The sequence below is a fragment of the Variovorax sp. P4_B11 genome (assembly GCF_056402355.1).
On the sequence record NZ_JBFUHO010000090.1, the window covers coordinates 1 to 26,083 of the forward strand.

A 26,083-nucleotide genomic window follows, 5' to 3' on the forward strand; every position below is an offset into this window, starting at 1 on the left:
GGCGGCGGCGGCGGTGGCGGCGGCGGCGGCGGTGGCAATTTCGGCGGCCCGGGCGGCGGGCGCCGCCGCGGCCGCTGATTTTCGGCGCCTCGGCACGGCCTTTCTCCCGCCGACGACGGGGGAAGGCCTTCGCGCCGGTTAAAATCAGAGGCTTTGTCAAGGCTTGCAACCCGCATGTCGCGGCCCTGACGGAACCCATTCAGATTCAAGCTCTCAGGAAAACACTTCAATGGCCATCGAACGCACCCTCTCCATCATCAAGCCCGACGCCGTCGCCAAGAACGTCATCGGCAAGATCGTTTCCCGCTTCGAGGCTGCCGGCCTCAAGATCGTGGCCGCCAAGCTGATCCACCTGTCGCGCGCCGAAGCCGAGCAGTTCTACGCGGTGCACAAGGAGCGTCCCTTCTTCAAGGACCTGGTCGAGTTCATGATCTCCGGCCCGGTGTTCGTGCAGGCGCTCGAAGGCGACAACGCCATCGCCAAGAACCGTGACCTGATGGGCGCGACCGACCCCAAGAAGGCTGCTCCCGGCACCATCCGCGCCGACTTCGCGGACAGCATCGATGCCAACGCGGTGCACGGCTCCGACGCGCCCGAGACGGCCCAGGTCGAGATCGGCTTCTTCTTTGCCGGCCTGAACGTCTACGCCAGGTAATGACTCTCCCCCAGGTTGGCTCACTGCGTGTAGCCGCCCACCCCCTCGCCGGGGGCAATACCAGCGGCCCGGCAAAGCCGGTTCCGCGGTATTTCTGGAATGCTGCGCTTGCGGGCTCGTTGGGGTCTGTGTGGGTGTTCGCAACTTGGGTTTGATATGACCACGGCCAACCTGCTCGACTTCGATCTGGAGGGATTGGCCGCGTTCTGCGAACGGCTGGGAGAAAAGCGCTTCCGCGCGACGCAGCTGTTCCGCTGGATCCACCAGCGGGGCGCGAGCGATTTCGCGCAGATGACCGACCTGGCCAAGTCGCTGCGCGAGAAGCTCGCGACCAGCGCCAGGGTCGAGGCGCTGCCGGTCATCACGCAGCACGAGTCCGCCGACGGCACCATCAAGTGGCTGTTCGATGTCGGTGACGGCAACGCGGTCGAGGCCGTGTTCATTCCCGAGGACGACCGCGGCACGCTGTGCGTGTCCTCGCAGGCCGGCTGTGCCGTCGGCTGCCGCTTCTGCTCGACCGGCCACCAGGGCTTCAGCCGCAACCTGAGCACCGGCGAGATCACCGCCCAGCTGTGGTTTGCCGAGCATTTCCTGCGCAGGCACCTGGGCCGCGCCGAACGCGTGATCTCCAACGTGGTGATGATGGGCATGGGCGAGCCGCTGCAGAACTATGCGGCGCTGGTGCCGGCGCTGCGCACCATGCTCGACGACAACGCCTACGGCCTCTCGCGCCGCCGCGTGACGGTGTCGACCTCTGGCGTGGTGCCGATGATCGACCGGCTCGGCGGCGATTGCCCGGTGGCGCTCGCCGTGTCGCTGCACGCGCCCAACGATGCGCTGCGCGACGACCTCGTGCCGCTGAACCGCAAGTATCCGATTGCCGAACTGCTCGAGGCCTGCAAGCGCTACCTCGCGCACGCGCCGCGCGACTTCATCACTTTCGAGTACTGCATGCTCGACGGTGTCAACGACCAGCCCGAGCATGCGCGACAGCTGCTCGCGCTGGTGCGCTCGTCCGGCGTGTCCTGCAAGTTCAACCTGATTCCCTTCAATCCCTTTCCGGCGTCGGGCCTGCTGCGTTCGCCGCAAGCCCGGGTCCTGGCCTTCGCCAAGGTGCTGAGCGAGGCAGGCATCGTCACCACGGTGCGCAAGACGCGCGGCGACGACATCGATGCCGCCTGCGGCCAACTGGCCGGCGACGTCAAGGACCGTACCCATGCGGCCGAGCGCATGGCGCAGCGGCGCACCGTGATCCTGCATCCGGCCCCTCCCAGGGCCGCCACCCCCACTGCCGAGGAGCAATGATCCGATGAGCAAGGCCTTTTCGAATGCACGCGCGCTGGTGCTGCAGGTGTCCTGCGGCGTCGCTGCAGTCTTCCTGCTGGCTGGCTGCATCAACACCCGCAATGGCGTGCTGCAGACGTCGGCCAACAAGGACGCGGCCATCGTGACGGACTCCGACGAGACCAACGGCCGCAAGCGCGCCAAGCTGCGAATCGAACTGGCCATCGGCTATTTCCAGCAAGGCCAGACCACGGTCGCGCTCGACGAGATCAAGCAGGCGCTGGCAGCGGACCCGAACTTCGCCGACGCCTACAATCTGCGCGGCCTGGTCTACATGCGGCTCGACGACCCCGCGCAGGCCGAAGACAGCTTCCGCCGCGCGATCGCGCTCGATCCGCGCGAACCCAACGTGCTTCACAACTACGGCTGGCTGCTGTGCCAGCAGAACCGTTTCGCCGACGCGCAGCAGCAGTTCAATGCCGCGCTCGCGGTGCCCAACTACACGGACCGCGCCAAGACGCTGATGACGCAGGGCGTCTGCCAGCTGAAGGCCGGGCAGCGTGCCGAAGCCGAGCGCAGCCTGATGCAGGCCTACGAGATCGACGCCGGCAATCCGGTGATCGGCTACAACCTGGCGTCGATCCTGGTCCAGCGCAACGACTGGTCGCGGGCGCAGTTCTACATCCGCCGCGTCAACAACAGTCCGTCGGCCAGCGCCGAAACCCTGTGGCTCGGCATCAAGATCGAACGCCAGCTCGGCAACCGCGAGGCGGTGGCGCAACTGGCGGCCCAGTTGCAACGGCGCTTCCCCCAGTCGCGGGAGACGATTGCGTTCGAGCGCGGAAATTTCAATGATTGAGCGAGCGAGTGAATTCGGTGCTTCGGCCGCCGTGCCCCTGGTCGGCGGCGACAGCACGAACATGACGGCCGGCGACATGCTGCGCGAGGCGCGGGAAGCCCACGGTCTGCACATCGACATGGTGGCGGCGGCGCTCAAGGTGTCGCCACGGAAACTGGCCGCGCTCGAGGCCGACGACATCGAGGCTCTGCCCGACGCGGTGTTCGCCCGTGCGCTGGCCGCCAGCGTGTGCCGGGCGCTCAGGATCGATCCGGCGCCGGTGCTGGCCAAGCTGCCGGGCGCGCAGCGGCCCGGACTGGCGGATGCCGATCGCACCATCAGCAAGAGCCTCAGATCGGCGGCGCCGCGTTCCGGCGGGGGCGGCGGCGGCTTGCCCTCGCGCCCCTTGCTGACCGTAGTCGTGCTGTTGCTGCTCGGGGCGGCGGTGCTGTTCTGGTTGCCGCAATCGGCGTTCGACCAGGTCGGCGCGGCCTTTTCGCGCCTGAGCTCGCGCAGCGAACCGGGCGCTCCGGCACCCACGGCATCCACTGAAGCGCCGGCACCGGCCGGCATGGCGGTCGAGCCTTCGGCCGCGCCCAATGCACCGCCGGTCCTGCCGCCGCCGGCCGCGACTGCGCCCGTCGAGGCCATGGCGGCGGCGGAAGCGCCGACGTCGGAAGCGCCGGCTGCGGCCGTCGGCAACGACCTGATCGTCTTCGTCGCCCGCGACGAATCCTGGGTCACGGTGACCGAGGCCGGCGGCAAGCAACTGATCCGGCGCACGGTCAAGGCCGGCGAGACCGTCGGGCTGACGGGGGCCTTGCCGCTGCAGGTCGTGGTCGGCCGGGCGTCGGCGGTCGACGTGCGCGTTCGCGGAAAGGCCTTCGACCTCACGCCGCTCGCGCGTTCCGGCGGCGTGGCACGCTTCGAAGTCAAACCCTGATCGGAGCCTTTCATGACCGATGCATCGAACCCCCTCGGCTGCCTGCCGATCGAAGCCGCCGCGCCCCGGCCGCGGCGCTCGCGCCAGGCCCGCGTGGTCTGGGGCCCGCGCACGGTCACGGTGGGCGGCGACGCGCCGGTGCGCGTGCAGTCGATGACCAACACCGACACCGTCGACGCCATCGGCACCGCGATCCAGGTCAAGGAGCTGGCGATCGCCGGTTCGGAGATGGTCCGCATCACGGTCAACACGCCCGAGGCCGCGGCCCAGGTGCCCTACATCCGCGAGCAGCTCGACCGCATGGGCGTCGACGTCCCGCTGATCGGCGACTTCCATTACAACGGCCACCGCCTGCTGACCGACTATCCGGCCTGCGCCGAGGCGCTCAGCAAGTACCGCATCAACCCCGGCAACGTCGGCAAGGGCGACAAGAAGGACAAGCAGTTCGGCCAGATGATCGACGCCGCGATGCGCTGGAACAAGCCGGTGCGCATCGGCGTCAACTGGGGCAGCCTCGACCAGGAACTGCTGGCCAGCCTGATGGACACCAACAGCGCCCGCGCCGAACCCTGGGATGCCAAGTCGGTGATGTACGAGGCGCTGGTGACGTCGGCGATCGATTCCGCGAAGCTCGCCGAATCGATGGGCATGGCTGGCAACCAGATCATCCTGAGCTGCAAGGTGAGCGGCGTGCAGGACCTGATCTCGGTCTACCGCGAACTCGCGCGCCGCTGCGACTACACGCTGCACCTGGGCCTGACCGAAGCCGGCATGGGCACCAAGGGCACGGTGGCTTCGGCGACCGCGCTGTCGATCCTGCTGCAGGAGGGGATCGGTGACACGATCCGTGTCTCGCTGACCCCGCAGCCCGGCGAATCGCGCACCCAGGAGGTGCTGATCGCCAACGAGATCCTGCAGGCGCTGGGCCTGCGCGTGTTCGTGCCGAGCGTCACCGCCTGCCCGGGGTGCGGGCGCACCACCAGCACGACCTTCCAGGAGCTGGCCAAGCAGATCGACGACTACCTGCGCATGCAGATGCCGGTCTGGCGCACCCAGTATCCGGGCGTCGAGACCATGAAGGTGGCCGTCATGGGCTGCATCGTCAACGGCCCGGGCGAGAGCAAGCACGCCGACATCGGCATCAGCCTGCCCGGCACCGGCGAGGCACCGGCGGCGCCGGTCTTCATCGACGGTCAAAAGGCCCTCACGCTGCGCGGCGACAACATCGCCAACGACTTCCACCAGCTGGTCGAAACCTACATTCAAAAACGCTTCGGCAGCGGCATCGCTTCCGAAGTCGCCTGAGCTCCATCCATGGCTGAAAAAATCAGTGCCGTCAAAGGCATGAACGACATATTGCCGCCCGATTCGGCGCGCTGGGAATGGCTCGAAGCCATCGTGCGCGACCTGATGGGGCGCTACGCATACCGCAACATCCGCACCCCGATCCTCGAGCAGACGGCCTTGTTCGTGCGCGGCATCGGCGAGGTCACCGACATCGTCGAGAAGGAGATGTACTCGTTCGAGGACAAGCTCAACGGCGAGGCGCTGACGCTGCGGCCCGAGAACACCGCCAGCGTAGTGCGCGCCGTGACCGAGCATTCGCTGCTCTACGACGGCGGCAAGCGACTCTGGTACATGGGCCCGATGTTCCGCCACGAGCGTCCTCAGCGCGGGCGCTACCGGCAGTTCCACCAGATCGGTGCCGAGGCGCTGGGCTTCGCCGGCCCGGACGTCGACGCCGAGCTGATCCTGCTCGCTGGCGCGCTCTGGAAGGCGCTGGGCCTCGCCGACGTGCGGCTCGAGCTCAACAGCCTGGGCCAGCCAGCCGAGCGGGCCCTGCACCGCACGCAACTGATCGCGCACTTCGAGCGCCACGCGGAGCAGCTCGACGAGGACGGCAAGCGCCGGCTGCACAGCAACCCGTTGCGCATCCTCGACACCAAGAATCCGGCCATGAAGGACGTCGTCGAGTCGGCGCCGAAGCTGATGGATTTCCTGGGCGCCGAGTCGCTGGCGCATTTCAACGGCCTGCGCGCGATCCTCGACGCCAACGGCATCGCCTACACGATCAACCCGCGGCTGGTTCGCGGCCTGGACTACTACAACCTCAGCGTGTTCGAGTTCGTGACCGACCGGCTCGGCGCGCAGGGGACGGTCTGCGCGGGCGGCCGCTACGACGACCTGATCGTGCAGATCGGCGGCAAGGCGGCGCCGGCGGTCGGCTGGGCGCTCGGCGTCGAACGCGTGCTCGAACTCGTGAAGGAGCAGGGCACGCAGATCCCGCAGCCGGTGCCCGATGTCTATGCGGTGGTGCCCGACGCGGCGGCGATGCCGGTGGCGCTGCGCACCCTGCAGCAGCTGCGCGACGCCGGCCTGCGGGCCCAGATGCACGCGGCCACGGCCGACGGCCTGGGCAGCTTCAAGTCGCAGTTCAAGAAGGCCGACGCCAGCGGTGCTGCGCATGCACTGGTCTTCGGCGCCGACGAACTGGCCCGCGGCGAGGTCACGGTCAAGGCGCTGCGCGACGGCAGCGGCGCGCAGACCGCCCGGCCGCTGGCCGACGTGGCCGCCTGGGCCGCCACCCTACAATCCTCGGCTCCCAACAACTCATAGCGCATGGCCACCCATCTCGACCTCGAAGAACAGGAACAGCTCGACCAGCTCAAGCATTTCTGGAATACCTACGGCACCCTGATCACCTGGGTCGTGCTGCTCGCGGCCGGTGCCTTCGTGGCCTGGAACGGCTGGCAGTATTTCCAGCGCACCAAGGCCTTGCAGGCATCGGCGCTCTATGACGAGGTCGAACGCAGTGCGCAGGCCGGCGACACCGCCCGCATCGAGCGCGCGCTGGCCGACATGAAGGACAAGTTCGCAGGCACCGCCTACGCCCAGCAGGCCGGCCTGCTGGCAGCACGGGCCCTGTACGACAAGGGCAATGCCGACGGCTCGCGCGCCGCGCTGGCCTGGGTCTCGGAGCACGCGGTCGATCCGGGCTATCAGGCGGTCGCCAGGCTTCGGCTGGCGGGCGAGCTGCTCGAGGCCAAGCAGTACGATGAGGCCCTGAAGGCGCTCTCGGACAGCGTGCCGAAGGAATTCGATGCCCTGGTGGCCGATCGCAAGGGCGACATCTACCTCACGCAGGGCAAGCGCGACGAGGCCAAGGCCGAGTACCTCAAGGCACTGGCCGCCTTCGAACCGGGCGCCGACTACCGCCGCCTGGTCGAGATCAAGCTCAACGCCGTCGGCGTCGACCCGAAGAGCCTGGCTCCGGTGGCCGCCGGCGCTGCATCTCCAGCCAAGACCACACCATGAATTTGAAGCGTTATCCGATTTTGGCGCCCGCCTTGCGCATCGGGGCTGCCGCGGCCCTGGTCGCAGCCCTGGCGGCCTGTTCCGGCACGGCCCGGCCGAAGCCCGCCGAACTGCCGCCCAACGTGGCGCAGATGGGCATCAAGCAGGCCTGGAGCATCAAGATCCCGAAGATCGAATTCCCGCTGTCCACGGTCGTCAGCGGCGACCAGATCGCGGTCGCCGGCAGCGACGGCACGGTGGTCGTGATCGACGCCCGTGCCGGCACCGAGATCTGGCGCGCGAGCGTTGGCGCACCGCTGGCCGCCGGCGTCGGCAGCGACGGCCGGACGGTCGCCGTGGTCACGGCCAACAGCGAACTGGTGGCGCTGGAGGCCGGAAAGGTGCTCTGGAAGGAGCGCCTCACGGCCCAGGCCTACACGCCGCCGCTGGTGGCGGGCCGCCGCATCTTCGTCCAGGCCGCGGATCGCACGACCAGCGCCTGGGACGGCCAGAGCGGGCGTCGCCTGTGGTCGCAGCAGCGCACCGCCGAAAACCTGGTGCTGAAGAAGCCCGGCGTCCTGCTGGCCGTGGGCGACACCCTGGTCGCCGGCGTCGGCGGCCGGCTGGTCGGCATCAATCCGTCCAACGGCTCGTCGCGCTGGGAGTCGCCGATCGCGGCGCCGCGCGGCACCAACGACGTCGAGCGCCTGGTCGACCTGACCGGGACCGTGAGCCGCCAGGGCGACGTGGTCTGCGCGCGGGCCTATTTCGCCAGCATCGGCTGTGTCGACACCAGCCGCGGCGCGTTGCTCTGGACCAAGCCGGCGGTGGGTGCCGACGGCGTCGGCGGCGACGACCGCTTCGTCTTCGGCACCGAGGACAGTGGCGTCGTGGTGGCCTGGCGCCGCGCCGACGGCGAACGCGCTTGGCAGCAGGCCGACCTGCTCAAGTACCGCATCCTGACGGCGCCGCTGGCGGTCGGCCGCTCGCTGGTCATCGGCGACAGCACCGGCCTCGTTCACGTGCTCTCGCGCGACGACGGCAAGCCGCTGAACCGCCTGAATCCCGATGGTTCGCCCATCGCATCGACGCCGGTGCTGGCTGGCAACACGGTCGTGGTCGTCACCCGCAATGGCGGCGTGTTCGGCTATCGGCCCGAGTAATCAAGTGAAAGGACGCCTTCCATGAAGCCGGTCATCGCACTGGTCGGGCGTCCCAACGTCGGGAAGTCGACCCTGTTCAACCGCCTGACGCAGACGCGCGACGCCATCGTCGCCGATTTGGCGGGCCTCACGCGCGACCGCCACTACGGCAACGGCCGCCTCGGCAAGCACGAGTTCATCGTCATCGACACCGGCGGCTTCGAGCCCGACGCCGGCAGCGGCATCTTCAAGGAGATGGCCAAGCAGACCCGGCAGGCCGTGGCCGAGGCCGATGTCGTGATCTTCGTGGTCGATGCGCGGGAAGGGCTGTCGGCCCAGGACCACGACATCGCGAACGAACTGCGCCGGCTCGGCAAGCCCTGCCTGCTGGTGGCCAACAAGGCCGAGGGCATGCACGACGGCACCCGGCTGGTCGACTTCTACGAGCTCGGCTTCGGCGAGGTGCATGGCATCTCGGCGGCCCACGGACAGGGGATCCGCGACCTGGTCGAACTCGCGCTCGAGCCGCTCGCGCTGCCCGAGCCCGAGGAAGACGCCGAAGAAGATCCCAACAAACCGATCAAGCTGGCGGTCGCGGGCCGTCCCAACGTCGGCAAGTCGACCCTGATCAACACCTGGCTGGGCGAGGAGCGCCTGGTCGCCTTCGACCTGCCGGGCACCACGCGCGACGCGATCTCGGTCCCCTTCGAGCGCAACGGCCAGCGCTTCGAACTGATCGATACCGCCGGCCTGCGCCGCAAGGGCAAGGTCTTCGAGGCGATCGAGAAGTTCTCGGTGGTCAAGACGCTGCAGGCCATCGAATCGGCCAACGTCGTGCTGCTGCTGCTGGATGCCACCCAGGGCGTGACCGACCAGGACGCCCACATCGCCGGCTACATCCTCGAGAGCGGCCGGGCGGTGGTGATCGCGATCAACAAGTGGGATGCGGTCGACAGCTACCAGCGCGAGCAGATCCAGCGCCAGATCGAGACCCGGCTGCCGTTCCTGAAGTTCGCCTCGCTGCATTTCATTTCCGCCATCAAGCGGCAGGGGCTGGGCCCGGTCTGGCAGTCGATCGTGCAGGCCCACAAGTCGGCCACCCGCAAGATGTCGACGCCGGTGCTGACGCGGCTGCTGGTCGAGGCGGTGCAATTCCAGGCGCCGAAGCGCTCGGGCATGTTCCGTCCGAAGATGCGCTACGCGCACCAGGGCGGCATGAACCCGCCGATCATCATCATCCACGGCAATTCACTGGAGCACGTCACCGAGGCTTACAAGCGCTTTCTCGAAGGGCGCTTCCGCAAGGAATTCGACCTCGTCGGCACGCCGCTGCGGATCCAGCTCAAGACATCGAGCAATCCGTACGCCGACAAGGACGATTGAGCGAGCCCCCACGGCTCCCCCACTTCGTGTGGGTCGCTGCCCCCCAGGGGGGCCGCAGGCCGCCTTGGGGCGGCCCGGCGCCGGCCTGATCGCCCCCCACGCTCCCTCACTTCGCGTGGTCGCTGCCCCGCGCGGGGGGGCGCTCGGGGCGCGTCGAGCTGCGACTTGGCTGCCATTGAGCGCCGATGAGCGGCGTCGAGCGCGGAAGTTCCAGCTTTCGGTGCCGTTATTTTTCAAAGGCCATTGGACTTATATGCTGCGGCGCAGAACCGCTGTGTTAAGGTGACCGGTCCAACAACATCTCTTGAACACGGAGAATATCGTGAGCAATAAAGGGCAGCTTCTTCAAGACCCGTTTCTGAACACCTTGCGTCGCGAGCACGTGCCGGTTTCGATCTACCTGGTCAACGGCATCAAGTTGCAAGGCCAGATCGAGTCCTTCGACCAGTACGTCGTGTTGCTTCGCAACACGGTGACCCAGATGGTCTACAAGCACGCCATCTCCACCATCGTGCCGGGTCGGGCCGTCAACTTCTCGGCTGCCGAGAACGACGACACCGCCGCCTGAACGGCGCGAAGCGCGGCGGTTCACCCGCCGCGCTCTTTCATATGTGATTCCGCTTGTCTGAACTGATCCCCCGGATTGATGGCGCCGTCGTTCTCGTCGGCGTGGATTTCGGACTGCCCCATTTCGACGGCGAACTCGAGGAACTCGGCCTGCTCGCGCAGACCGCCGGGCTGCAGCCCGTCGCGCGCCTGATCTGCAAGCGCAAGGCCCCGGACGCCGCCCTGTTCGTCGGCAGCGGCAAGGCCGACGAGATCCGCGAACTGGCCGAGCTGCATCGCGCCAGCGAGGTCGTCTTCGACCAGTCGCTGAGCCCGGCCCAGCAGCGCAACCTCGAGCGCCAACTCGGTGTGGCGGTGTACGACCGCACCTTCCTGATCCTCGAGATCTTCGCCCAGCGCGCCCGGTCGCACGAGGGCAAGCTGCAGGTCGAGCTCGCGCGCCTGCAGTACCTGAGCACCCGGCTGGTGCGGCGCTGGTCCCACCTGGAGCGGCAGCGCGGCGGCATCGGTACCCGCGGCGGCCCGGGCGAGACCCAGATCGAGCTCGACCGCCGGATGATCGGCGAAGCCATCAAGCGCACCCGCGAGCGGCTCGCCAAGGTGCAGCGCCAGCGCGGCACCCAGCGTCGGCAGCGCGAGCGGCGCGACACCTTCAACATCTCGCTGGTCGGCTATACCAACGCCGGCAAGTCCTCGCTTTTCAATGCTCTGGTGAAGGCGCGCGCCTATACGGCCGACCAGTTGTTCGCGACGCTGGACACCACCACGCGGCAGCTCTACCTCGGCGACGCCCGCCGCAGGGTGTCGATCTCCGACACTGTGGGCTTCATCCGCGACCTGCCGCACGGGCTGATCGATGCCTTCAAGGCGACCCTGCAGGAGGCGGTCGACGCCGACTTGCTGCTGCACGTGGTGGACGCCTCGAACCCGCACCATCCCGAGCAGATGGCCGAGGTCCAGGCGGTGCTTCGCGACATCGACGCCGGCGAGGTGCCGCAGCTGCTGGTGTTCAACAAGCTGGACGCCCTTGAAAGCACGCAACGGCCCCTGCATCTCCAGGACGAAATCGATATCGACGGTGTGCAGGTGTCCCGCGTCTTCCTGAGCGCCCATACCGCAGAGGGGCTCCCTGCATTGCGGGCCGAACTGGCGCAGCGATCGCAGTCGGTGGCCGAAGACATGCCCTTGGAGGGCGGGGCCGAATTGCACGAGGCGACCGATTGAGATTGTGCACAATCCCACTTCACTGACCAAAGAACAGACTCGAATGAATTCAAAGCCAGTGTGGAGACGGTTCCCGGCCATGTTCAACCTGAACGACGGTCGCTGGGGCCGGGGCGATGATGGCTCGTCCAATGGCGACCGGCCTGCCGCAAACCGTCCGGATGGCGAGCCTCCGGCGCCGCCGCCTTCGGGCAACAACAACCGGCCGCGGGGCCAGGGCCCGAACCAGGGACCGCCCGACCTCGACGAACTCTGGCGCGACTTCAATCGCAAGCTCGGCGGCCTGTTCGGCGGCGGGCGCGGTGGCGACAACCGTCCGCCGGGCGGCAACGGCAACGGCGGCGGCATGCGGCCGGACATGAAGAACGCCGGCTTCGGCCTTGGGCTGATTGCCGTGGTCGCGGTCCTGATCTGGCTCGGCACCGGCTTCTTCATCGTCAACGAAGGCCAGCAGGCCGTGATCACGCAGTTCGGCCGCTACAAGGCCACCGTGGGTGCCGGCTTCAACTGGCGGCTGCCGTATCCGATCCAGCGCCACGAGATCGTGGTGACTTCGCAGATCCGTTCGGTCGACGTCGGCCGCGACACCATCGTGCGTTCCACCGGCCTGCGCGAATCGGCGATGCTGACCGAAGACGAGAACATCGTCGAGATCAAGTTCGCGGTGCAATACCGCCTCAACGACGCCCGCGCCTTCCTGTTCGAGAGCAAGGCACCCTCCGAGACCGTGGTGCAGGTGGCCGAGACGGCGGTGCGCGAAGTGGTCGGCAAGATGCGAATGGACGCGGCGCTGGCCGATGAGCGCGACCAGATCGCGCCGCGCGTGCGCAACCTGATGCAGACCATCCTCGACCGCTACAACCTCGGCGTCGAGATCGTCGCGATCAACCTGCAGCAGGGCGGGGTGCGCCCGCCCGAGCAGGTGCAGGCGGCCTTCGACGACGTGCTGAAGGCCGGCCAGGAGCGCGAACGCGCCAAGAACGAGGCGCAGGCCTACGCCAACGACGTGGTGCCGCGCGCCACGGGTACCGGCTCGCGCCTGAAGGAAGAGTCGGAGGCCTACAAGGCCCGGATCGTGGCCCAGGCACAGGGCGATGCGCAGCGCTTCGGTTCGGTGCTGAGCGAATACCAGAAGGCGCCGCAGGTGACCCGCGACCGCATGTACACGGACACCATGCAGCAGATCTACAGCAACACCAGCAAGATCCTGGTCGACTCCAAGCAGAACTCGAACCTGCTGTACCTGCCGCTCGACAAGCTGATGCAGCAGGCGGGCTCCAATGCCGGCACGCCGGCCGATGCCGCCAGCTCCGGCGTCGCCGGCACCGCGGCACCGCAATCGTCGGGCATTCCGGTCGCGCCTTCCGCCGGCGATGCCCGGGCCCGCGACGGCCGTTCACGTGACCGCGACGTGCGCTGAGGACCAGAACCCCTATGAACAGAATCGGATTCATCGTCTCGTCGGTCCTGGTGGCGCTCGCGCTGCTGAGCTCCACGCTCTTCGTGGTCGACCAGCGCCAGTTCGGCGTCGTCTATGCCCTCGGCCAGATCAAGGAAGTGATCACCGAGCCGGGCCTGAACTTCAAATTGCCGCCACCGTTCCAGAACGTGTCGTACATCGACAAGCGCCTGCTGACGCTGTCCAGCCTCGATCCCGAACCCATGCTGACGGCCGAGAAGCAGCGCGTCGTGATCGACTGGTACGTGCGCTGGCGCATCACCAATCCGTCGGAGTACATCCGCAACGTCGGCCTCGACGAGAACGCCGGCGCGGTGCAGCTGAACCGCGTGGTGCGCAACGCCTTCCAGGAAAACATCAACAAGCGCACCGTGCGCGACCTGATCTCGGTGCGCCGCGATGCCGTGATGGCCGACGTGCAGCGCGAGGTGCTGGCGGTGGTGAAGGGGGCCAACAAGCCCTGGGGCGTGGATATCGTCGACGTGCGCATCACGCGCGTGGACTATGTCGAGGCGATCACCGAATCGGTCTACCGCCGCATGGAGGCCGAGCGCAAGCGGGTGGCCAACGAGCTGCGCTCGACCGGTTTCGCCGAAGGCGAGAAGATCCGCGCCGACGCCGACCGGCAGCGCGAGGTGATCGTCGCCAACGCCTACCGCGACGCGCAGAAGATCAAGGGCGAGGGCGACGGCCGTGCTGCCGGCATCTACGCCGAGGCCTTCGGCCGCGACCCGCAGTTCGCCCTGTTCTACCGCAGCCTGGACGCCTACAAGCAGAGCTTCAACAAGAAGAGCGACGTTCTGGTGCTGGATCCGTCGTCGGAATTCTTCCGGGCGATGCAGGGTTCCGGTTCGACCAGCAACGCACCGCGTCGCTGAGCAGGGTCGGCTGCCACGTGGACGGCGACACCTTCTGGAACGCGCTGGCCCTGGTCCTCGTGATCGAGGGCCTGCTGCCTTTCCTGTCCCCGGGCGGCTGGCGCCGCGGCTTCGGGCAGCTGATGCAGCTGCGCGACGGCCAGCTGCGCTTCTTCGGCCTGTGCAGCATTCTTCTCGGCCTGATCCTGCTCTGGCTCCTGGCGTGAGCGCGCCCCCACGCCTCCTCGCTGCGTGGGGTCCCGGCGCCGGCCTGACGCGGTCCCGGTAGAATCCCGGTTTAACCACGCCCCCGATCTCCATGTCCGCCTGGGTCCTCCCGGATCACATTGCCGATGTGCTGCCTTCCGAGGCGCGCCACATCGAAGAACTTCGACGCCAGCTGCTCGACACCGCCCGTGGCTATGGCTACGAGCTGGTGATGCCGCCGCTGCTGGAGCATCTCGAATCCCTCCTGTCCGGTACCGGCGAGGCGCTCGACCTGCAGACCTTCAAGCTGGTCGACCAGCTGTCGGGGCGCAGCATGGGCTTGCGCGCCGACACCACGCCCCAGGTCGCGCGGATCGATGCCCACCTGCTCAATCGAGCCGGCGTGGCGCGCCTGTGCTACTGCGGCCCGGTGGTCCATACCCGGCCCGACCGTCCCCATGCCACCCGCGAGCCGCTGCAATTCGGCGCCGAGATCTACGGCCATGCCGGGCTCGAGGCCGACACCGAGATCCTGCGCCTGGCGCTCGACTGCCTGCGGGCAGCGGGCGTGACCGGGCGCAAGCAGTCGCCGGTGATCGTCGACCTGGCCGACGCCCGCATCGTGCGTGCGCTGTTCGCCGACGTGCCGGTCGACGCCGCCGGCATCGCGCGGGTCCACGCGGCGCTGGTGGCCAAGGACGCCAGCACGCTGCGCGAGCTCACGGCCGGCTTTCCGGCACCGTCGCGCGACGGCCTGCTGGCGCTGCTGCAGCTCTACGGCGATGTCGCCGTGCTCGACGAAGCCGCCCGCGTGCTGCCCGACAGCCCCGGCGTGCGGGCCGCACTCTCCGACCTCAAGCAGCTCGCAGCCCGGCTGGAGGGCGCGCGCGTCAGCTTCGACCTGGCCGACCTGCGCGGCTATGCCTACTACAGCGGGATGCGCTTCGGCATCTACACCGACGGTGCCAGCGATGCGCTGGTGCGCGGCGGCCGCTACGACGAGGTGGGGGCGGTGTTCGGCCGCAACCGCCCGGCCGTCGGCTTCAGCCTCGACCTTCGCGAACTGGTGTCGGTGCTGCCGGCGCGGCCGCTGCGGGCGGCGATCCGCGCGCCCTGGAGCGACACCGAGGCACTCAACAAGGCCATCGCCGCGCTGCGCAGCGAGGGCGAGACCGTGGTTTGCGTGCTGCCGGGCCACGACAGCGAAATCGACGAATTCCATTGCGACCGCGAGCTTGTCCAGCAGGACGGCCAATGGCGCGTGCAAGCCATCTGAATCTTGAGAAGCGAGACATCATGAGCGTTACCACCGGAAGAAACGTGGTCGTCGTCGGCACCCAATGGGGCGACGAGGGCAAGGGCAAACTGGTCGACTGGCTGACCGAAAGCGCGCAGGGCGTGGTGCGATTCCAGGGCGGCCACAATGCCGGCCACACGTTGGTCATCAACGGCGTCAAGACCGCGCTGCACCTGATCCCGAGCGGCATCATGCGGCCCGGCGTCAAGTGCTACATCGGCAACGGCGTGGTGCTGTCGGCGGCCAAGCTGTTCGAGGAAATCGAAGGCCTCGAGAAGGCCGGCGTCGAAGTGCGTTCGCGGCTTCGCATCAGCGAGGCCTGCCCGCTGATCCTGCCGTTCCATGCGGCGCTCGACATTGCCCGCGAGGCCTACCGCGAGAAGGGCGGCATCGAGAAGATCGGCACCACCGGCCGCGGCATCGGCCCGGCCTACGAGGACAAGATCGCGCGCCGCGCGCTGCGCGTGCAGGACCTCAAGCACCCCGATCGCTTCGCCACCAAGCTGCGCGTGCTGCTCGACCTGCACAACCATGTGCTGACGCAGGTGCTGAGCGCGCCGGCGATCGATTTCGACACGGTCTACGACGAGGCCATGCGCCACGCCGAACTGCTCAAGCCGATGATGGCCGACGTTTCGCGCGAGCTCAACGACGCGCATCGCGCCGGCGCCAACCTGCTGTTCGAAGGGGCGCAAGGCACCCTGCTCGACGTCGACCACGGCACCTATCCCTACGTGACTTCGAGCAACTGCGTGGCCGGCAATGCGGCGGCCGGGTCGGGTGTCGGCCCCGGCATGCTGCACTACGTGCTGGGCATCACGAAGGCCTACTGCACGCGCGTCGGCGGCGGTCCGTTCCCGACCGAGCTCGACTGGGAGAAGCCCGGCACCGTCGGCTGGCACCTGAGCAACGTGGGCGCCGAGAAGGGCGTGACCACCGGGCGCAGCCGCCGCTGTGGCTGGTTCGACGCTGCGCTGCTGAAGCGCTCGGCCCAGGTCAACGGCCTGAGCGGCCTGTGCATCACCAAGCTGGACGTGCTCGACGGCCTCGAGGAGCTGAAGCTCTGCACCGGCTACCAGCTCGACGGCGAATACACCGACATCCTGCCGATGGGCGCCGACGAGATCGAGCGCTGCACGCCGGTCTACGAGACGCTGGAGGGCTGGAGCGACAGCACGGTGGGCGTCACGCAGTACGACAAGCTGCCGATCAATGCGCGGTTGTACCTGCAGCGCATCGAGCAGGTCACGGGCGTGCCGATCCACATGGTGTCGACCAGCCCCGATCGCGATCACACGATCATGATGCGGCATCCCTACCTGGCTGACTGAACGCAACCTCCCTGCAGGAAAACCATGACCATGTTGACCGAAGACGGCAAGCACCTCTATGTGAGCTACGACGAGTACCACAACCTGATCGAGAAGCTCGCGATCAAGGTGCACCAGTCGGGCTGGCAGTTCGACACCATCCTGTGCCTGGCGCGCGGCGGCCTGCGGCCCGGCGACGTCCTGTCGCGGATCTTCGACAAGCCCCTGGCGATCATGTCGACCAGTTCGTACCGCGCCGACGCCGGCACGGTGCAGGGCCACCTGGACATCGCGCGTTTCATCACCACGCCCAAGGGCGAGATCGCGGGGAGGGTGCTGCTGGTCGACGACCTCGCGGATTCGGGCCACACGCTGCATGCCGTGGTGGAGCAGCTCAAGAGCAACTACAAGCCGATCACCGAGCTGCGCAGCGCGGTGCTCTGGACCAAGGCGCTGTCGACCTTCACGCCCGACTACTCGGTCGAGTTCCTGCCGACCAACCCGTGGATTCATCAGCCCTTCGAGGGCTACGACTCGCTCGGCATCGAGAAGCTCATACAGAAGTGGTCTGTCTGACCCCAGGCGGAGCCTCTCGGGTTCTCACTTGAACTCGTCGGTATAGCGTTTCTGCATGTCGTCGGTCGACACGGCCTCGATGCTGTGGCCGACGTTCCAGCGGTGCCCGAAAGGGCAGCGGAAGGTGCCCGAGCGCTCGCCGTAGAAGTGGTCCTCGAGCGGCATCTCGAGCGTCGCGCCGGCCTTCAGTGCGCGCTCGACCAGCGCGTCCGCGTTGTCGACGTGGAGGTGCAGCGTGACCGGCGTCGCGCCGAGCGTCGTGGCGCTGCGGATGTTGTACTCCGGGAACTCGTCGCACAGCATCACCGTGGTGCCGCCGAAGTCGAGTTCGGCATGGCCGATGCGGCCGCTGGGCTCGGTCAGCCGGAACTTCTCGGTGGCGCCGAAGACCTCGCAGTAGAAGGCGATGGCGGCGGCCGTGTCCTTCACGCAGAGATAGGGGAACAGGTCATGGACAGTCATCGTGGCGTGCTCCTGGAGGCGGCGGGCGCCTGATTCTGATCCGGTCGCCGCCGGGGCGCCAGCGCCCTCCGGCGCCCGCCTGCGCGGTCGACTAGCATTGGAGGGATGCGCAAGCCCATCACCGACCTGATCCACCATCCCTACACCCCACCGGCCCATTTCGCGGCGCCCCAGCCCGGCGTCTTCAAGGCCTCGACCGTATTTTTCGCCGACGTCGCCGCGATGCGCGCGCGCGACTGGAAGACCAAGACCGGCTACACCTACGGGCTGCACGGCACGCCGACCACCTTCACGCTCGAGGAGCGGCTCGCGACGCTGGAAGGCGGCACCGAATGCCTGCTGGTCCCGAGCGGCCTGGCGGCGATCTCGCTGGTGTCGTTCGCGCTGCTGAAGGCCGGCGACGAGGTGCTGCTCCCGGACAACGCCTACGGCCCGAACAAAGCCCTGGCCTGCGGCGAGCTGGCCAACTTCGGCATCAGCCACCGGCTTTACGACGCCATGAATCCGGCCGATCTCGCGGCCAAGCTGTCGGATCGCACCAAGCTGGTGTGGGTCGAGGCCGCCGGGTCGGTCACGATGGAGTTCCCCGACCTGCCGGCGCTGGTCGGCGCCTGCCGCAACCGTGGCGTGCTCGTTGCGCTCGACAACACCTGGGGCGCCGGCCTGGCCTTCGCCCCCTTCGATTTCAACGGCACGGGGCAGGGCGTCGACATATCGGTCCATGCCCTCACCAAGTACCCGAGCGGCGGCGGCGACGTGTTGATGGGCAGCGTGGTCACGCGCGACGAGCGCCTGCACCGCGCGCTCAAACTGACGCACATGCGCATGGGCATCGGCATCGGCGTCGGCGACGTCGAGACCCTGCTGCGCTCGCTGCCGAACATGGCGCTGCGCTACCGGGCCCACGACCGGAGCGCACGCGAGCTGGCGCGCTGGTTCGAAGGCCGCAGCGAGATCGCGCAGGTGCTGCATCCGGCGCTCGAGGGCTCGCCCGGTCATGCGCACTGGCTGCGGCTTTGCGGGACCAGCGACCTCGCGGCAGGCCTGTTTTCGGTGGTCTTCGACGCTCGCTATGGCACCGAGCAGATCGATCGCTTCTGCGACAGCCTGGCRCTGTTCCGGCTCGGCTATTCGTGGGGCGGGCCGATCAGCCTGGTGGTGCCCTACGACATCGGCCTGATGCGCGATGCCACCGTCGCCCGCTGGCCGCACAAGGGCACGCTGGTGCGCTTCTCGATCGGCCTGGAGGACGTGGACGACTTGCGTGCCGACCTCGAACAGGCCCTCGCGACGCTCTGAACGCGCTCCGTTATCGCGTACAGTCTGCCCATGTGCAGTCACCGTGACTGTCTCGCCCGAAGGAGAAGCAGTGGCAACACCAAATTACGGCTACGAGAAGCGCCAGAAGGAACTGGCGAAGAAGAAGAAGAAGGAAGACAAGCTGAGGGAAAAGGCCAACCGCAAGCTCAGTCCCAGCAGCGACGGCCTGGCGCCGGGCGATCCGGAAACCGACGTCGCATCGCTGGAACGCGATCCGCCGACGGTGCCCGAATTGCCGACCAAGAACGGCTGAGCCGTTCCGGAGACCGACACCACGAAAGCCGCCGCGGCCCAGCGCCGCGGCGGCTTTTTGCTTGCGTGATCCTGGTCGGCCGCCGGCCGACGCGGGCTTCACTTCGGAAGCATCTTTCGCAGTGTCGGCCAGACGTTGTCGAGCATGCGTGGCTGCGCGGCCGCGGTCGGGTGGATGCGGTCGGCCTGGAACAGCACCGCGGCATCGGGCCCGTCGCCGATGCCCTTCAGCAGGAAGGGCACCACGGGCGTCCTGGTCGCCGCCGCCACCTTGTCGAAGATGGCCTCGAAGCGCCGCGTGTAGTCGCTGCCGTAGTTCGGCGGCACCTGGATCCCGACCAGCAGCACCTGGGCGCCAGCCGCCTGGGCCGCCTTGGTCATCTGCAGCAGGTTGTCCTCGGTGCTGGCCAGCGGCAGGCCGCGCAGCGCGTCGTTGCCGCCCAGCTCGAGCACCACGTGCGTCGGCTGGTGCTGCGTCAGCAGCTTGGGCAGGCGGGCCCGGCCGCCCGAGGTGGTGTCGCCGCTGATGCTGGCGTTGACCACCGTGGCCGCGACCTTCTGTTCGGTCAGCCGCTTGTCGAGCAGGGGCACCCAGCCTTCGCCGCGCTTGAGGCCGTACTCGGCCGACAGCGAGTCGCCGAGCACCAGGATCACCGGCGGCTTGCCGGGCGCGGCCCGGGCGTCGGCGGCCATCCATGACCCTGCATTCGCGGCCAGGGCGCCGCTCAAGATAAAGTGACGTCGATTCACCAAGCGAAACCTTTCAATGTCCTCACTCCGATCCGATGGCCGAGCCGACGCCATCGTTGCCGTCCAGCATGTCTTCAAGTCCGTCACCGATTCCACCGGAACGCTGGACATTCTGCAGGACATCGATTTCACCCTGGGCGCGAAGGAGACGGCGGCGATCGTCGGCGCCTCGGGCTCGGGCAAGAGCACGCTGCTGTCGATCGTCGCCGGCCTCGACACGCCGACCCGCGGCACGGTGAAGCTGGGCGGCGAGGACTTGTTCGCGATCGACGAGGACGAGCGTGCCGCCCTGCGGGCCCAGAAAGTCGGCTTCGTGTTCCAGAGTTTCCAGCTGCTCGGCAACCTGAGCGCGCTCGAGAACGTGATGCTGCCACTCGAACTCGCCGATCGCAAGGATGCCCGCAAGGCGGCCACCGAGATGCTCGGCCGGGTCGGCCTCGGCCAGCGGCTGGGCCACTATCCGAAGGTGCTGTCGGGTGGCGAGCAGCAGCGGGTGGCGCTGGCCCGGGCCTTCGTGGTCCAGCCGGCCCTGCTGCTGGCCGACGAACCCACCGGCAGCCTCGATTTCGCCACCGGCGAGCAGGTCATGCGGCTGATGTTCGACCTCAACCGCGAACTCGGCACCACCCTCGTGCTGGTGACGCACGACCGTGGCATCGCGGCGCAGTGCGAGCGCAAAATCACGATCGAGGCGGGGCGCGTGGCGCTCGACGAGGGAGGGACCTGAACCGCAGCGGGGGACCCCATGCCGAAACCTTCATCCGACAGCGACGAGGAAGACGACACCGCCTTCGGCGGGCTGGCGCCTCGCAGCGGGCCGCAGGCCGAGCCCGTGGCCCGCAAGCCGCGCCGATGGGGCTTGCTGGTCGGCGTGCTGCTGGGCCTGGTCGTCGTTGCGTTGTTCCAGTGGCTTGCCCGGTCCTGAGACGGCCTGGCCTCCCGGGGGGCTCGATAATGCCCGCATGTCTTCCCCCAAAGTGATTTTCGGCTTCCATGCCGTCGGCGTGCGCATCAAGACCGCGCCGAAATCGGTGATCGAGGTGCTGTTCGATGCCAGCCGGCGCGATGCGCGCATGCGGCAGTTCGTGGCCCGTGCCCAGGAGGCCGGTGTGCGGCTGGTCGAGGCCGACGGCCTGCGCCTGTCCAAGCTGAGCGGCAGCCATGGCCATCAGGGCGTGGCGGCGCGGGTCGAGCCCATCCCCCAGACCCATTCGCTCGACGAACTGCTGGAGGGCCTGGAGGCTGCGGGCACGGTGCCGCTGCTGCTGGTGCTCGACGGCGTGACCGATCCGCACAACCTGGGCGCCTGCCTGCGCGTGGCCGATGGCGCCGGCGCGCACGCGGTGATCGCGCCGAAGGACCACGCGGCCGGCATCAACGCCACGGTGGCGAAGGTGGCGAGCGGTGCCGCCGAGACCGTGCCGTACTTCATGGTGACCAACCTGGCGCGCACGCTGGGCGAGCTCAAGGAGCGCAACATCTGGTGCGTCGGCACCAGCGACGATGCGCCCCGCACGCTCTACCAGTGCGACCTCAAGCGGCCATTGGCACTGGTGCTCGGCGCCGAGGGCGAGGGCATGCGGCAGCTGACGCGCAAGACCTGCGACGAGTTGATCGGCATCCCGATGGCGGGCGCGGTCGAGAGCCTCAACGTCTCGGTGGCCAGCGGTGTGTGCCTCTACGAGGCGATGCGGCAGCGGCTGGCCTGATCTGGCCAGAGCGCCAAGCTACAGGCTGAAGAAGCGCATCAGCACCTCGGCGGGATGCCGCACCCCGACGCCGACGAACATCCGGCCGGTGATCCAGCCCAGCGCCTTCGACGCGGTCTCGAAGCGGGGGTGGCAGCGGAAGTAGACCTGCGCCGGGTCGACCGGCTCGCCGCGCAGCAGCTTCGCCATCACCTCGGCCGGCGCCGAGCGCACCGCATGGTTCTGCACGTAGATCAGGTCGCCGGCGTCGGTCTCGAGGCCGTAGCGGGCGTCGAGTTCGGACAAGGTGTCGCTGACGATCAGCTGGAAATCGGTCCCGCCGGGCAGCACGCGGGCGCTCCAGCCTGCGCCGCGGGCGTCGCCGCCGGTGATCGGCACCAGGCGGCGCATGCCGCGCGGGCCGCGGCTCAGCACTTCCGGCTTGCCGACCTCGACCCGGAGGTCGGCGAAGTAGTCGAGCGTCGGGGGGCCGAGCGGGTCGGTCAGGTTCATTGCGTCGCCTGTTCGGCGCTCGCCGCGTCCAGTGCCGCGATCGTCTCGGGGGCCAGCCGCAGCGCCGCCGCCGCGACCAGTTCCTCCAGCTGCTTTATGGAGGTGGCGCTGGCGATCGGCGCCGTGATCGCCGGCCGCGCGATCTGCCAGGCGATCGCCACTTGGCCCGGCGTGGCGTCGTGCGCCCTGGCGGCGGCATCGAGCGCGTCGAGGATGCGCAGCCCGCGCGGGTTCAGGTACTTCTTCGTCGTGCTGGCGCCGCGTGCGCTCTTCGCGGCATCGGCTTCGCTGCGGTACTTGCCGGTCAGGAAGCCGGCTGCGAGCGCATAGAAATTGATCACGCCGACGCCGCGCGCCAGGCACAGCGGCTCGAGCGCCTCCTCGAAGACCGCGCGGTCACAGAGGTTGTAGAGCGGCTGCAGGCTCTCGTAGCGCGGCAGGCCCTGCTTCTCGGCCACGTCCAGCGCCTCCGCCAGGCGCGGGGCGCTGAAGTTCGAGGCCCCGATCGCTCGCACCTTGCCGGCCTTGATCAGCGCCGCGAAGGCCTCGGCGGTGTCGGACAGCGGCGTCGCCGGATCGTCGTCATGCGCCTGGTAGAGGTCGATGTGGTCGGTCTTGAGACGCCGGAGCGAGGCGTCCACGGCCTCGTGGATGTAGGCCGGCGACAGTCCCTGCTTGCCTTCGCCCATCGGCTTGCCGAGCTTGGTCGCCAGCACCACGCGGTTGCGCTTGTGGGTCTGGCGCAGCCACTTGCCGATGATCGTCTCGGATTCGCCGCCGCTGTGGCCCGGCACCCAGCGCGAGTAGACGTCGGCGGTATCGACGAAGTTGAAGCCGGCGTCGAGCCAGGCATCGAGCAGGCGGAAGGACAGTGCCTCGTCCACCGTCCAGCCGAAGACGTTGCCGCCGAAGGCCAGCGGCGAAACCTGGAGGCCGGAACGGCCGAGGGGTCGAAGTTGCATGAAGAAACCTTGAAAGGGAAGTTCAGACGAAGCCAAGGGCGCCCAGCAACGCCCCGGCGCCCAGCAGCCACAGCAGGTGGATGCGGGTGCGCCAGACGATAAGCGCGGCCGCGCCTGTCAGCAGCCACAGGTGCCAGGCGGGCGCGTTGCCGGCATGGTTTCCCGCCGCCAGCACCCATCCGGTGGCGACCAGCAGGCCGATCACGATCGGCGCCATGCCCTGCTTGAAGGCGCGGACCCCGCGCCGGTTCCGGTTGCGGTGCCCCCAGCGGGTCGCGAAGTAGGTCAGGGTGGTGCTGGGCAGCATGATGCCGATCATCGTGATCGCGAGACCCAGCAGCCCCAGCAGCCAGGCCTGCGGGCCGGCCACGATGCCGCCGCCGGCGTTGAGCCCGACGTTCCAGCCCATCAGCGCCACGAACAGCACGTTCGGACCGGGTGCGGCCTGGGCGATGGCGACCGAGGAGCTGAACTGGGCCTCGGTCAGCCAGCCATGGTCGCTGACCAGGTAGCGCTGCATGTCCGGCACGGTGGTGATGGCGCCGCTGATCGACAGCAGCGAGAGCATCAGGTACTGGGCGAAGAGCGACAGCCAGTCCTGCCAGTGCATGACGGTGGTCATCGCGGGATCTTCCGCCAGGTCCAGGCGCAGGCCGCGCCGCCGACCACCAGCAGCACCCAGCCGAGCGGGATGTGGAAGAGGGCGATCGCGGCGAACACCAGCGCGACCAATCCGAGGCAGGTGGCGAAGCCGAGCGGGTGCGTGCGCAGCTGGGGCACCAGCTTGATGCCGGTGGCGGCGATCAGCCCGCCGGCCACCGCGCCCATGCCGCGCAGCGCGCCGGCGACCTGCGGGTTGCCGGCGTAGTGGGCATAGAGCACCGCCAGCACGAGGATCACGCCCAGCGGCACCGTCAGCATGCCGGCCACGGCCGCGATCGCGCCACGCAGTCCGAAGTGGCGGTCGCCGATCATCAGCGCCAGGTTGATCACGTTCGGGCCCGGCAGCACCTGGGCCACGGCCCAGTCCTCGAGGAATTCGTCGGGGGTGAGCCAGCGCTTCTTCTCGACCATCTCGCGCTGGACGATGGCGAGCACGCCGCCGAAGCCCTGGAGGGCGAGCCAGGTGCAGGAAAAGAACAGGTCGCGCGGGGACTTGGGGCGTGGGCGATCGGGCGCTGCCGCCACGACGGATGATGATGCCGATTGCATGAGCGGCGATTATCCTTGGGTGGCCGCGCGGGCGCCGGCTTGCGCGCCGTCCGACGCGGGACTGCCGCGCTTGCTGCCAAACTCCGGCCATGAATGCACGCTCGCTCTTCCAGCTCTGCAAGGATTCCGTGGCCTCGTGGCGGGCCGACTACGCGCCCAGCATGGGCGCGGCGCTGGCCTACTACACGGTGTTCTCGGTGGCGCCGTTGATCCTGATCGTGATCTCGGTGGTCGGCCTGGTGTTCGGCGAGGAGGCGGCCCGCGGCGAGATCCTCGAGCAGCTGGCGGGGCTGATGGGCGCCGACGGCGCGCGAACGGTGCAGTCGATGCTGGAAGCCCTCAACAGGCCGACCCAGGGCGTCGTCGCCACCGTGGTCGGCGTCGGCCTCCTGCTGGTCGGTGCGACCACGGTGTTCGGCGAACTGCAGGACGCGCTCGACCGCATCTGGCGGGCGCCGGCGCGCGAAGAAGGCGGCGGCTTGCTGTCGCTGCTGCGCACCCGGCTGCTGTCGTTCAGCATGATCATGGGCATCGGCTTTCTGCTGATCGTGTCGCTGGTGGTCAACGCGGCGCTGGCGGCCCTGGGCGAGTGGTGGGCGCCGATGTTCGGCGGCTGGGCCAGGCTGGCGCAGAACGTCAACTCCGTCTTCGGCTTCGGGATCGTGACCGTCGGCTTCGCGATGATCTACAAGGTCGTGCCGCGCGCCAGCGTGCAGTGGCGCGACGTCTGGATCGGGGCCGCGGTGACCGCGGTGCTGTTCACGGTCGGCAAGTACCTGATCGGCCTGTACATCGGCACCACCGGTGTCGCCTCGGGCTATGGCGCGGCCGGCTCGCTGGTGGTGGTGCTGGTGTGGGTCTACTACTCGGCGCAGATCTTCCTGCTGGGTGTCGAGTTCACCTGGGTCTACGCCCACACCTACGGCTCGCTCAAGGGCGTTCCGCGGCCGGCGCCCGGGCGTTCGCCGATGCGGGCCGAAGAGCCGGAACGGCGTTCGGCGCACGGGCCCGCCGAAGGCTAGAACGCCTCCCTGGCTAGAACTCCTCCCAGTCGCCCGCCGCGACCGCCGTGGAGGCCGCTGCCGGCTTGCGCACGGGCGCTGCCGCCTTTGCAGACCCGGCCTTGGCCAGCACCACCACCGGGGCCGCCGCGGCCGTGCGCGATACCGGCGAACGCTCCAGCTTGAACACGCTGACGGCACGCGACAACTGGCTCGCCTGGTCCTGAAGCGCGCCGGCCGCGGCGGACGCTTCTTCCACCAGCGCCGCGTTCTGCTGCGTCACCTGGTCCATCTGCGTGATCGCCTGGTTGATCTGCTCGATCCCCGAGGTCTGCTCCTGGCTGGCCGCCGTGATCTCGCCCATGATGTCGGTCACCCGCTTCACGCTGTCGACGATCTCTTCCATCGTCTTGCCGGCCTCCGCCACCTGCTTGCTGCCTTCCTCGACCTTCTCCACCGAGTCGCCGATCAGCGTCTTGATCTCCTTGGCCGCCGCCGCCGAGCGCTGCGCCAGGCTGCGCACCTCCGCCGCCACCACCGCGAAGCCGCGGCCCTGCTCGCCGGCGCGCGCGGCTTCCACCGCCGCGTTCAGCGCCAGGATGTTGGTCTGGAAGGCGATGCCGTCGATCACGCCGATGATGTCCACGATCTTGCGCGACGAGGCGTTGATCGAGCCCATGGTGCCGACCACCTGGCTGACCACGCTGCCGCCCCTGACCGCCACCTCGGAGGCCGAGACGGCCAACTGGTTGGCCTGCCGGGCGTTGTCGGCGTTCTGCTTGACCGTCGAAGTGAGCTCTTCCATCGAGGCCGCCGTCTCTTCCAGCGAGCTGGCCTGCTCTTCGGTGCGCGAGGACAGGTCCTGGTTGCCGCTCGCGATCTGGCCC

General features: G+C 68.5%; 30 protein-coding genes. 23 read left to right on the top strand and 7 right to left on the bottom strand.

Going from position 1 to position 26,083, the window contains the following annotated elements; translation table 11 throughout:
* Nucleotides 1-229 precede the first annotated feature (229 nt).
* From ndk to AC1DYD_RS38065, 17 genes are all read left to right on the top strand, one after another.
* Complete coding sequence (ndk, locus tag AC1DYD_RS37985; RefSeq protein ID WP_478177897.1) at nt 230-655, top strand: nucleoside-diphosphate kinase; 426 nt, start codon at nt 230-232, stop codon at nt 653-655.
* A gap of 156 nt (nt 656-811) precedes the next feature.
* Nucleotides 812-1,960, top strand: coding sequence for a dual-specificity RNA methyltransferase RlmN (gene rlmN, locus AC1DYD_RS37990; protein ID WP_478177898.1), 1,149 nt, complete (start codon nt 812-814; stop codon nt 1,958-1,960).
* Nucleotides 1,961-1,964: 4 nt separating this feature from the next.
* Nucleotides 1,965-2,798: a type IV pilus biogenesis/stability protein PilW gene (gene pilW, locus AC1DYD_RS37995; protein WP_478177899.1), complete on the top strand. Its 834-nt coding sequence runs from the start codon at nt 1,965-1,967 to the stop codon at nt 2,796-2,798.
* Nucleotides 2,791-3,720 (top strand): helix-turn-helix domain-containing protein, encoded by a 930-nt coding sequence (locus AC1DYD_RS38000; protein ID WP_478177900.1) that lies wholly within the window; start codon nt 2,791-2,793, stop codon nt 3,718-3,720. The genes pilW and AC1DYD_RS38000 overlap by 8 nt, the downstream gene beginning before the upstream one ends.
* Before the next feature lie 12 nt (nt 3,721-3,732).
* On the top strand, nt 3,733-5,025 hold the full coding sequence (gene ispG / locus AC1DYD_RS38005; protein WP_478177901.1) for a flavodoxin-dependent (E)-4-hydroxy-3-methylbut-2-enyl-diphosphate synthase: 1,293 nt from the start codon (nt 3,733-3,735) through the stop codon (nt 5,023-5,025).
* A 9-nt stretch (nt 5,026-5,034) separates the two neighbouring features.
* Nucleotides 5,035-6,336 (top strand): histidine--tRNA ligase, encoded by a 1,302-nt coding sequence (gene hisS / locus AC1DYD_RS38010; RefSeq protein WP_478177902.1) that lies wholly within the window; start codon nt 5,035-5,037, stop codon nt 6,334-6,336.
* A gap of 3 nt (nt 6,337-6,339) precedes the next feature.
* A complete protein-coding gene (locus AC1DYD_RS38015) occupies nt 6,340-7,035 on the top strand; it encodes a YfgM family protein (RefSeq protein ID WP_478177903.1) in 696 nt (231 codons plus the stop codon).
* Nucleotides 7,032-8,177, top strand: a complete 1,146-nt coding sequence (gene bamB / locus AC1DYD_RS38020) for an outer membrane protein assembly factor BamB (protein ID WP_478177904.1) — start codon at nt 7,032-7,034, stop codon at nt 8,175-8,177. The genes AC1DYD_RS38015 and bamB overlap by 4 nt, the downstream gene beginning before the upstream one ends.
* A gap of 21 nt (nt 8,178-8,198) precedes the next feature.
* Entirely contained in the window at nt 8,199-9,539 is a 1,341-nt protein-coding gene (der, locus tag AC1DYD_RS38025; protein ID WP_478177905.1) for a ribosome biogenesis GTPase Der, read from the top strand.
* A 322-nt stretch (nt 9,540-9,861) separates the two neighbouring features.
* Complete coding sequence (hfq, locus tag AC1DYD_RS38030; RefSeq protein WP_093123058.1) at nt 9,862-10,107, top strand: RNA chaperone Hfq; 246 nt, start codon at nt 9,862-9,864, stop codon at nt 10,105-10,107.
* A gap of 53 nt (nt 10,108-10,160) precedes the next feature.
* Nucleotides 10,161-11,330 carry a GTPase HflX gene (gene hflX / locus AC1DYD_RS38035; RefSeq protein WP_478177906.1) on the top strand — a complete coding sequence of 390 codons (1,170 nt, stop codon included), beginning with the start codon at nt 10,161-10,163 and terminating at the stop codon, nt 11,328-11,330.
* A gap of 79 nt (nt 11,331-11,409) precedes the next feature.
* Nucleotides 11,410-12,750 (top strand): FtsH protease activity modulator HflK, encoded by a 1,341-nt coding sequence (gene hflK, locus AC1DYD_RS38040; protein ID WP_478177907.1) that lies wholly within the window; start codon nt 11,410-11,412, stop codon nt 12,748-12,750.
* Between the two features lie 14 nt (nt 12,751-12,764).
* Nucleotides 12,765-13,667, top strand: a complete 903-nt coding sequence (gene hflC, locus AC1DYD_RS38045; protein ID WP_478177908.1) for a protease modulator HflC — start codon at nt 12,765-12,767, stop codon at nt 13,665-13,667.
* A gap of 17 nt (nt 13,668-13,684) precedes the next feature.
* Nucleotides 13,685-13,873 (top strand): DUF2065 domain-containing protein, encoded by a 189-nt coding sequence (locus tag AC1DYD_RS38050; protein WP_478177909.1) that lies wholly within the window; start codon nt 13,685-13,687, stop codon nt 13,871-13,873.
* Between the two features lie 92 nt (nt 13,874-13,965).
* A complete protein-coding gene (locus AC1DYD_RS38055; protein ID WP_478177910.1) occupies nt 13,966-15,129 on the top strand; it encodes an ATP phosphoribosyltransferase regulatory subunit in 1,164 nt (387 codons plus the stop codon).
* 20 nt (nt 15,130-15,149) lie between these two features.
* Nucleotides 15,150-16,481 (top strand): adenylosuccinate synthase, encoded by a 1,332-nt coding sequence (locus tag AC1DYD_RS38060; protein ID WP_478177911.1) that lies wholly within the window; start codon nt 15,150-15,152, stop codon nt 16,479-16,481.
* A gap of 30 nt (nt 16,482-16,511) precedes the next feature.
* Nucleotides 16,512-17,036 carry a phosphoribosyltransferase gene (locus AC1DYD_RS38065; protein ID WP_478177924.1) on the top strand — a complete coding sequence of 175 codons (525 nt, stop codon included), beginning with the start codon at nt 16,512-16,514 and terminating at the stop codon, nt 17,034-17,036.
* A gap of 24 nt (nt 17,037-17,060) precedes the next feature.
* Here the strand turns inward: AC1DYD_RS38065 and AC1DYD_RS38070 are convergent, their stop codons facing one another.
* Nucleotides 17,061-17,498: a VOC family protein gene (locus tag AC1DYD_RS38070; RefSeq protein WP_478177912.1), complete on the bottom strand. Its 438-nt coding sequence runs from the start codon at nt 17,496-17,498 to the stop codon at nt 17,061-17,063.
* Nucleotides 17,499-17,603: 105 nt separating this feature from the next.
* On the opposite strand from AC1DYD_RS38070, the gene AC1DYD_RS38075 reads away from it, so the two are divergent.
* Together AC1DYD_RS38075 and AC1DYD_RS38080 are read left to right on the top strand one after the other, a co-directional pair.
* The gene (locus tag AC1DYD_RS38075; RefSeq protein ID WP_478177913.1) at nt 17,604-18,797 is read left to right on the top strand and encodes a PLP-dependent transferase; all 1,194 of its coding nucleotides are present in this window, start codon (nt 17,604-17,606) and stop codon (nt 18,795-18,797) included.
* 70 nt (nt 18,798-18,867) lie between these two features.
* Entirely contained in the window at nt 18,868-19,071 is a 204-nt protein-coding gene (locus AC1DYD_RS38080; RefSeq protein ID WP_056521727.1) for a hypothetical protein, read from the top strand.
* Nucleotides 19,072-19,169: 98 nt separating this feature from the next.
* Here AC1DYD_RS38080 and AC1DYD_RS38085 read toward each other — a convergent pair whose 3' ends face one another.
* Nucleotides 19,170-19,763, bottom strand: coding sequence for an arylesterase (locus AC1DYD_RS38085; protein WP_478177914.1), 594 nt, complete (start codon nt 19,761-19,763; stop codon nt 19,170-19,172).
* Nucleotides 19,764-19,836: 73 nt separating this feature from the next.
* Between AC1DYD_RS38085 and AC1DYD_RS38090 the strand changes: the two genes are divergently transcribed.
* From AC1DYD_RS38090 to rlmB, 3 genes are read left to right on the top strand one after another with little or no spacing between them, the layout of a single operon-like run.
* The gene (locus AC1DYD_RS38090; protein ID WP_478177915.1) at nt 19,837-20,547 is read left to right on the top strand and encodes an ABC transporter ATP-binding protein; all 711 of its coding nucleotides are present in this window, start codon (nt 19,837-19,839) and stop codon (nt 20,545-20,547) included.
* 18 nt (nt 20,548-20,565) lie between these two features.
* Nucleotides 20,566-20,745, top strand: a complete 180-nt coding sequence (locus tag AC1DYD_RS38095; protein WP_478177916.1) for a hypothetical protein — start codon at nt 20,566-20,568, stop codon at nt 20,743-20,745.
* A gap of 37 nt (nt 20,746-20,782) precedes the next feature.
* The gene (gene rlmB, locus AC1DYD_RS38100; protein ID WP_478177917.1) at nt 20,783-21,529 is read left to right on the top strand and encodes a 23S rRNA (guanosine(2251)-2'-O)-methyltransferase RlmB; all 747 of its coding nucleotides are present in this window, start codon (nt 20,783-20,785) and stop codon (nt 21,527-21,529) included.
* 18 nt (nt 21,530-21,547) lie between these two features.
* Here the strand turns inward: rlmB and AC1DYD_RS38105 are convergent, their stop codons facing one another.
* The 4 genes from AC1DYD_RS38105 to AC1DYD_RS38120 are packed head-to-tail and all read right to left on the bottom strand — an operon-like array spanning nt 21,548 to nt 24,195.
* Nucleotides 21,548-22,021 (bottom strand): DUF3237 domain-containing protein, encoded by a 474-nt coding sequence (locus AC1DYD_RS38105; protein WP_478177918.1) that lies wholly within the window; start codon nt 22,019-22,021, stop codon nt 21,548-21,550.
* Complete coding sequence (locus AC1DYD_RS38110) at nt 22,018-22,983, bottom strand: aldo/keto reductase (RefSeq protein ID WP_478177919.1); 966 nt, start codon at nt 22,981-22,983, stop codon at nt 22,018-22,020. The genes AC1DYD_RS38105 and AC1DYD_RS38110 overlap by 4 nt, the downstream gene beginning before the upstream one ends.
* Before the next feature lie 22 nt (nt 22,984-23,005).
* Nucleotides 23,006-23,605 carry a chromate transporter gene (locus AC1DYD_RS38115; RefSeq protein ID WP_478177920.1) on the bottom strand — a complete coding sequence of 200 codons (600 nt, stop codon included), beginning with the start codon at nt 23,603-23,605 and terminating at the stop codon, nt 23,006-23,008.
* Entirely contained in the window at nt 23,602-24,195 is a 594-nt protein-coding gene (locus tag AC1DYD_RS38120; protein ID WP_478177921.1) for a chromate transporter, read from the bottom strand. The genes AC1DYD_RS38115 and AC1DYD_RS38120 overlap by 4 nt, the downstream gene beginning before the upstream one ends.
* 89 nt (nt 24,196-24,284) lie before the next feature.
* Between AC1DYD_RS38120 and AC1DYD_RS38125 the strand changes: the two genes are divergently transcribed.
* Nucleotides 24,285-25,217: a YihY/virulence factor BrkB family protein gene (locus AC1DYD_RS38125; RefSeq protein WP_478177922.1), complete on the top strand. Its 933-nt coding sequence runs from the start codon at nt 24,285-24,287 to the stop codon at nt 25,215-25,217.
* Nucleotides 25,218-25,230: 13 nt separating this feature from the next.
* On the opposite strand, the gene AC1DYD_RS38130 is transcribed toward AC1DYD_RS38125, so the two are convergent.
* Nucleotides 25,231-26,083, bottom strand: an 853-nt coding sequence (locus AC1DYD_RS38130) for a methyl-accepting chemotaxis protein (RefSeq protein WP_478177923.1), incomplete at its 5' end; no start/stop codon positions are given.

Coding starts and splice junctions, on each gene's coding strand:
- ndk (WP_478177897.1), top strand. CDS start 230: ATGGCCATCGAACGCACCCTCTCCATCATCAAGCCCGACGCCGTCGCC.
- rlmN (WP_478177898.1), top strand. CDS start 812: ATGACCACGGCCAACCTGCTCGACTTCGATCTGGAGGGATTGGCCGCG.
- pilW (WP_478177899.1), top strand. CDS start 1,965: ATGAGCAAGGCCTTTTCGAATGCACGCGCGCTGGTGCTGCAGGTGTCC.
- AC1DYD_RS38000 (WP_478177900.1), top strand. CDS start 2,791: ATGATTGAGCGAGCGAGTGAATTCGGTGCTTCGGCCGCCGTGCCCCTG.
- ispG (WP_478177901.1), top strand. CDS start 3,733: ATGACCGATGCATCGAACCCCCTCGGCTGCCTGCCGATCGAAGCCGCC.
- hisS (WP_478177902.1), top strand. CDS start 5,035: ATGGCTGAAAAAATCAGTGCCGTCAAAGGCATGAACGACATATTGCCG.
- AC1DYD_RS38015 (WP_478177903.1), top strand. CDS start 6,340: ATGGCCACCCATCTCGACCTCGAAGAACAGGAACAGCTCGACCAGCTC.
- bamB (WP_478177904.1), top strand. CDS start 7,032: ATGAATTTGAAGCGTTATCCGATTTTGGCGCCCGCCTTGCGCATCGGG.
- der (WP_478177905.1), top strand. CDS start 8,199: ATGAAGCCGGTCATCGCACTGGTCGGGCGTCCCAACGTCGGGAAGTCG.
- hflK (WP_478177907.1), top strand. CDS start 11,410: ATGTTCAACCTGAACGACGGTCGCTGGGGCCGGGGCGATGATGGCTCG.
- hflC (WP_478177908.1), top strand. CDS start 12,765: ATGAACAGAATCGGATTCATCGTCTCGTCGGTCCTGGTGGCGCTCGCG.
- AC1DYD_RS38055 (WP_478177910.1), top strand. CDS start 13,966: ATGTCCGCCTGGGTCCTCCCGGATCACATTGCCGATGTGCTGCCTTCC.
- AC1DYD_RS38060 (WP_478177911.1), top strand. CDS start 15,150: ATGAGCGTTACCACCGGAAGAAACGTGGTCGTCGTCGGCACCCAATGG.
- AC1DYD_RS38065 (WP_478177924.1), top strand. CDS start 16,512: ATGTTGACCGAAGACGGCAAGCACCTCTATGTGAGCTACGACGAGTAC.
- AC1DYD_RS38070 (WP_478177912.1), bottom strand. CDS start 17,498: ATGACTGTCCATGACCTGTTCCCCTATCTCTGCGTGAAGGACACGGCC.
- AC1DYD_RS38085 (WP_478177914.1), bottom strand. CDS start 19,763: ATGGCCGCCGACGCCCGGGCCGCGCCCGGCAAGCCGCCGGTGATCCTG.
- AC1DYD_RS38090 (WP_478177915.1), top strand. CDS start 19,837: ATGTCCTCACTCCGATCCGATGGCCGAGCCGACGCCATCGTTGCCGTC.
- AC1DYD_RS38095 (WP_478177916.1), top strand. CDS start 20,566: ATGCCGAAACCTTCATCCGACAGCGACGAGGAAGACGACACCGCCTTC.
- rlmB (WP_478177917.1), top strand. CDS start 20,783: ATGTCTTCCCCCAAAGTGATTTTCGGCTTCCATGCCGTCGGCGTGCGC.
- AC1DYD_RS38105 (WP_478177918.1), bottom strand. CDS start 22,021: ATGAACCTGACCGACCCGCTCGGCCCCCCGACGCTCGACTACTTCGCC.
- AC1DYD_RS38110 (WP_478177919.1), bottom strand. CDS start 22,983: ATGCAACTTCGACCCCTCGGCCGTTCCGGCCTCCAGGTTTCGCCGCTG.
- AC1DYD_RS38115 (WP_478177920.1), bottom strand. CDS start 23,605: ATGACCACCGTCATGCACTGGCAGGACTGGCTGTCGCTCTTCGCCCAG.
- AC1DYD_RS38120 (WP_478177921.1), bottom strand. CDS start 24,195: ATGCAATCGGCATCATCATCCGTCGTGGCGGCAGCGCCCGATCGCCCA.
- AC1DYD_RS38125 (WP_478177922.1), top strand. CDS start 24,285: ATGAATGCACGCTCGCTCTTCCAGCTCTGCAAGGATTCCGTGGCCTCG.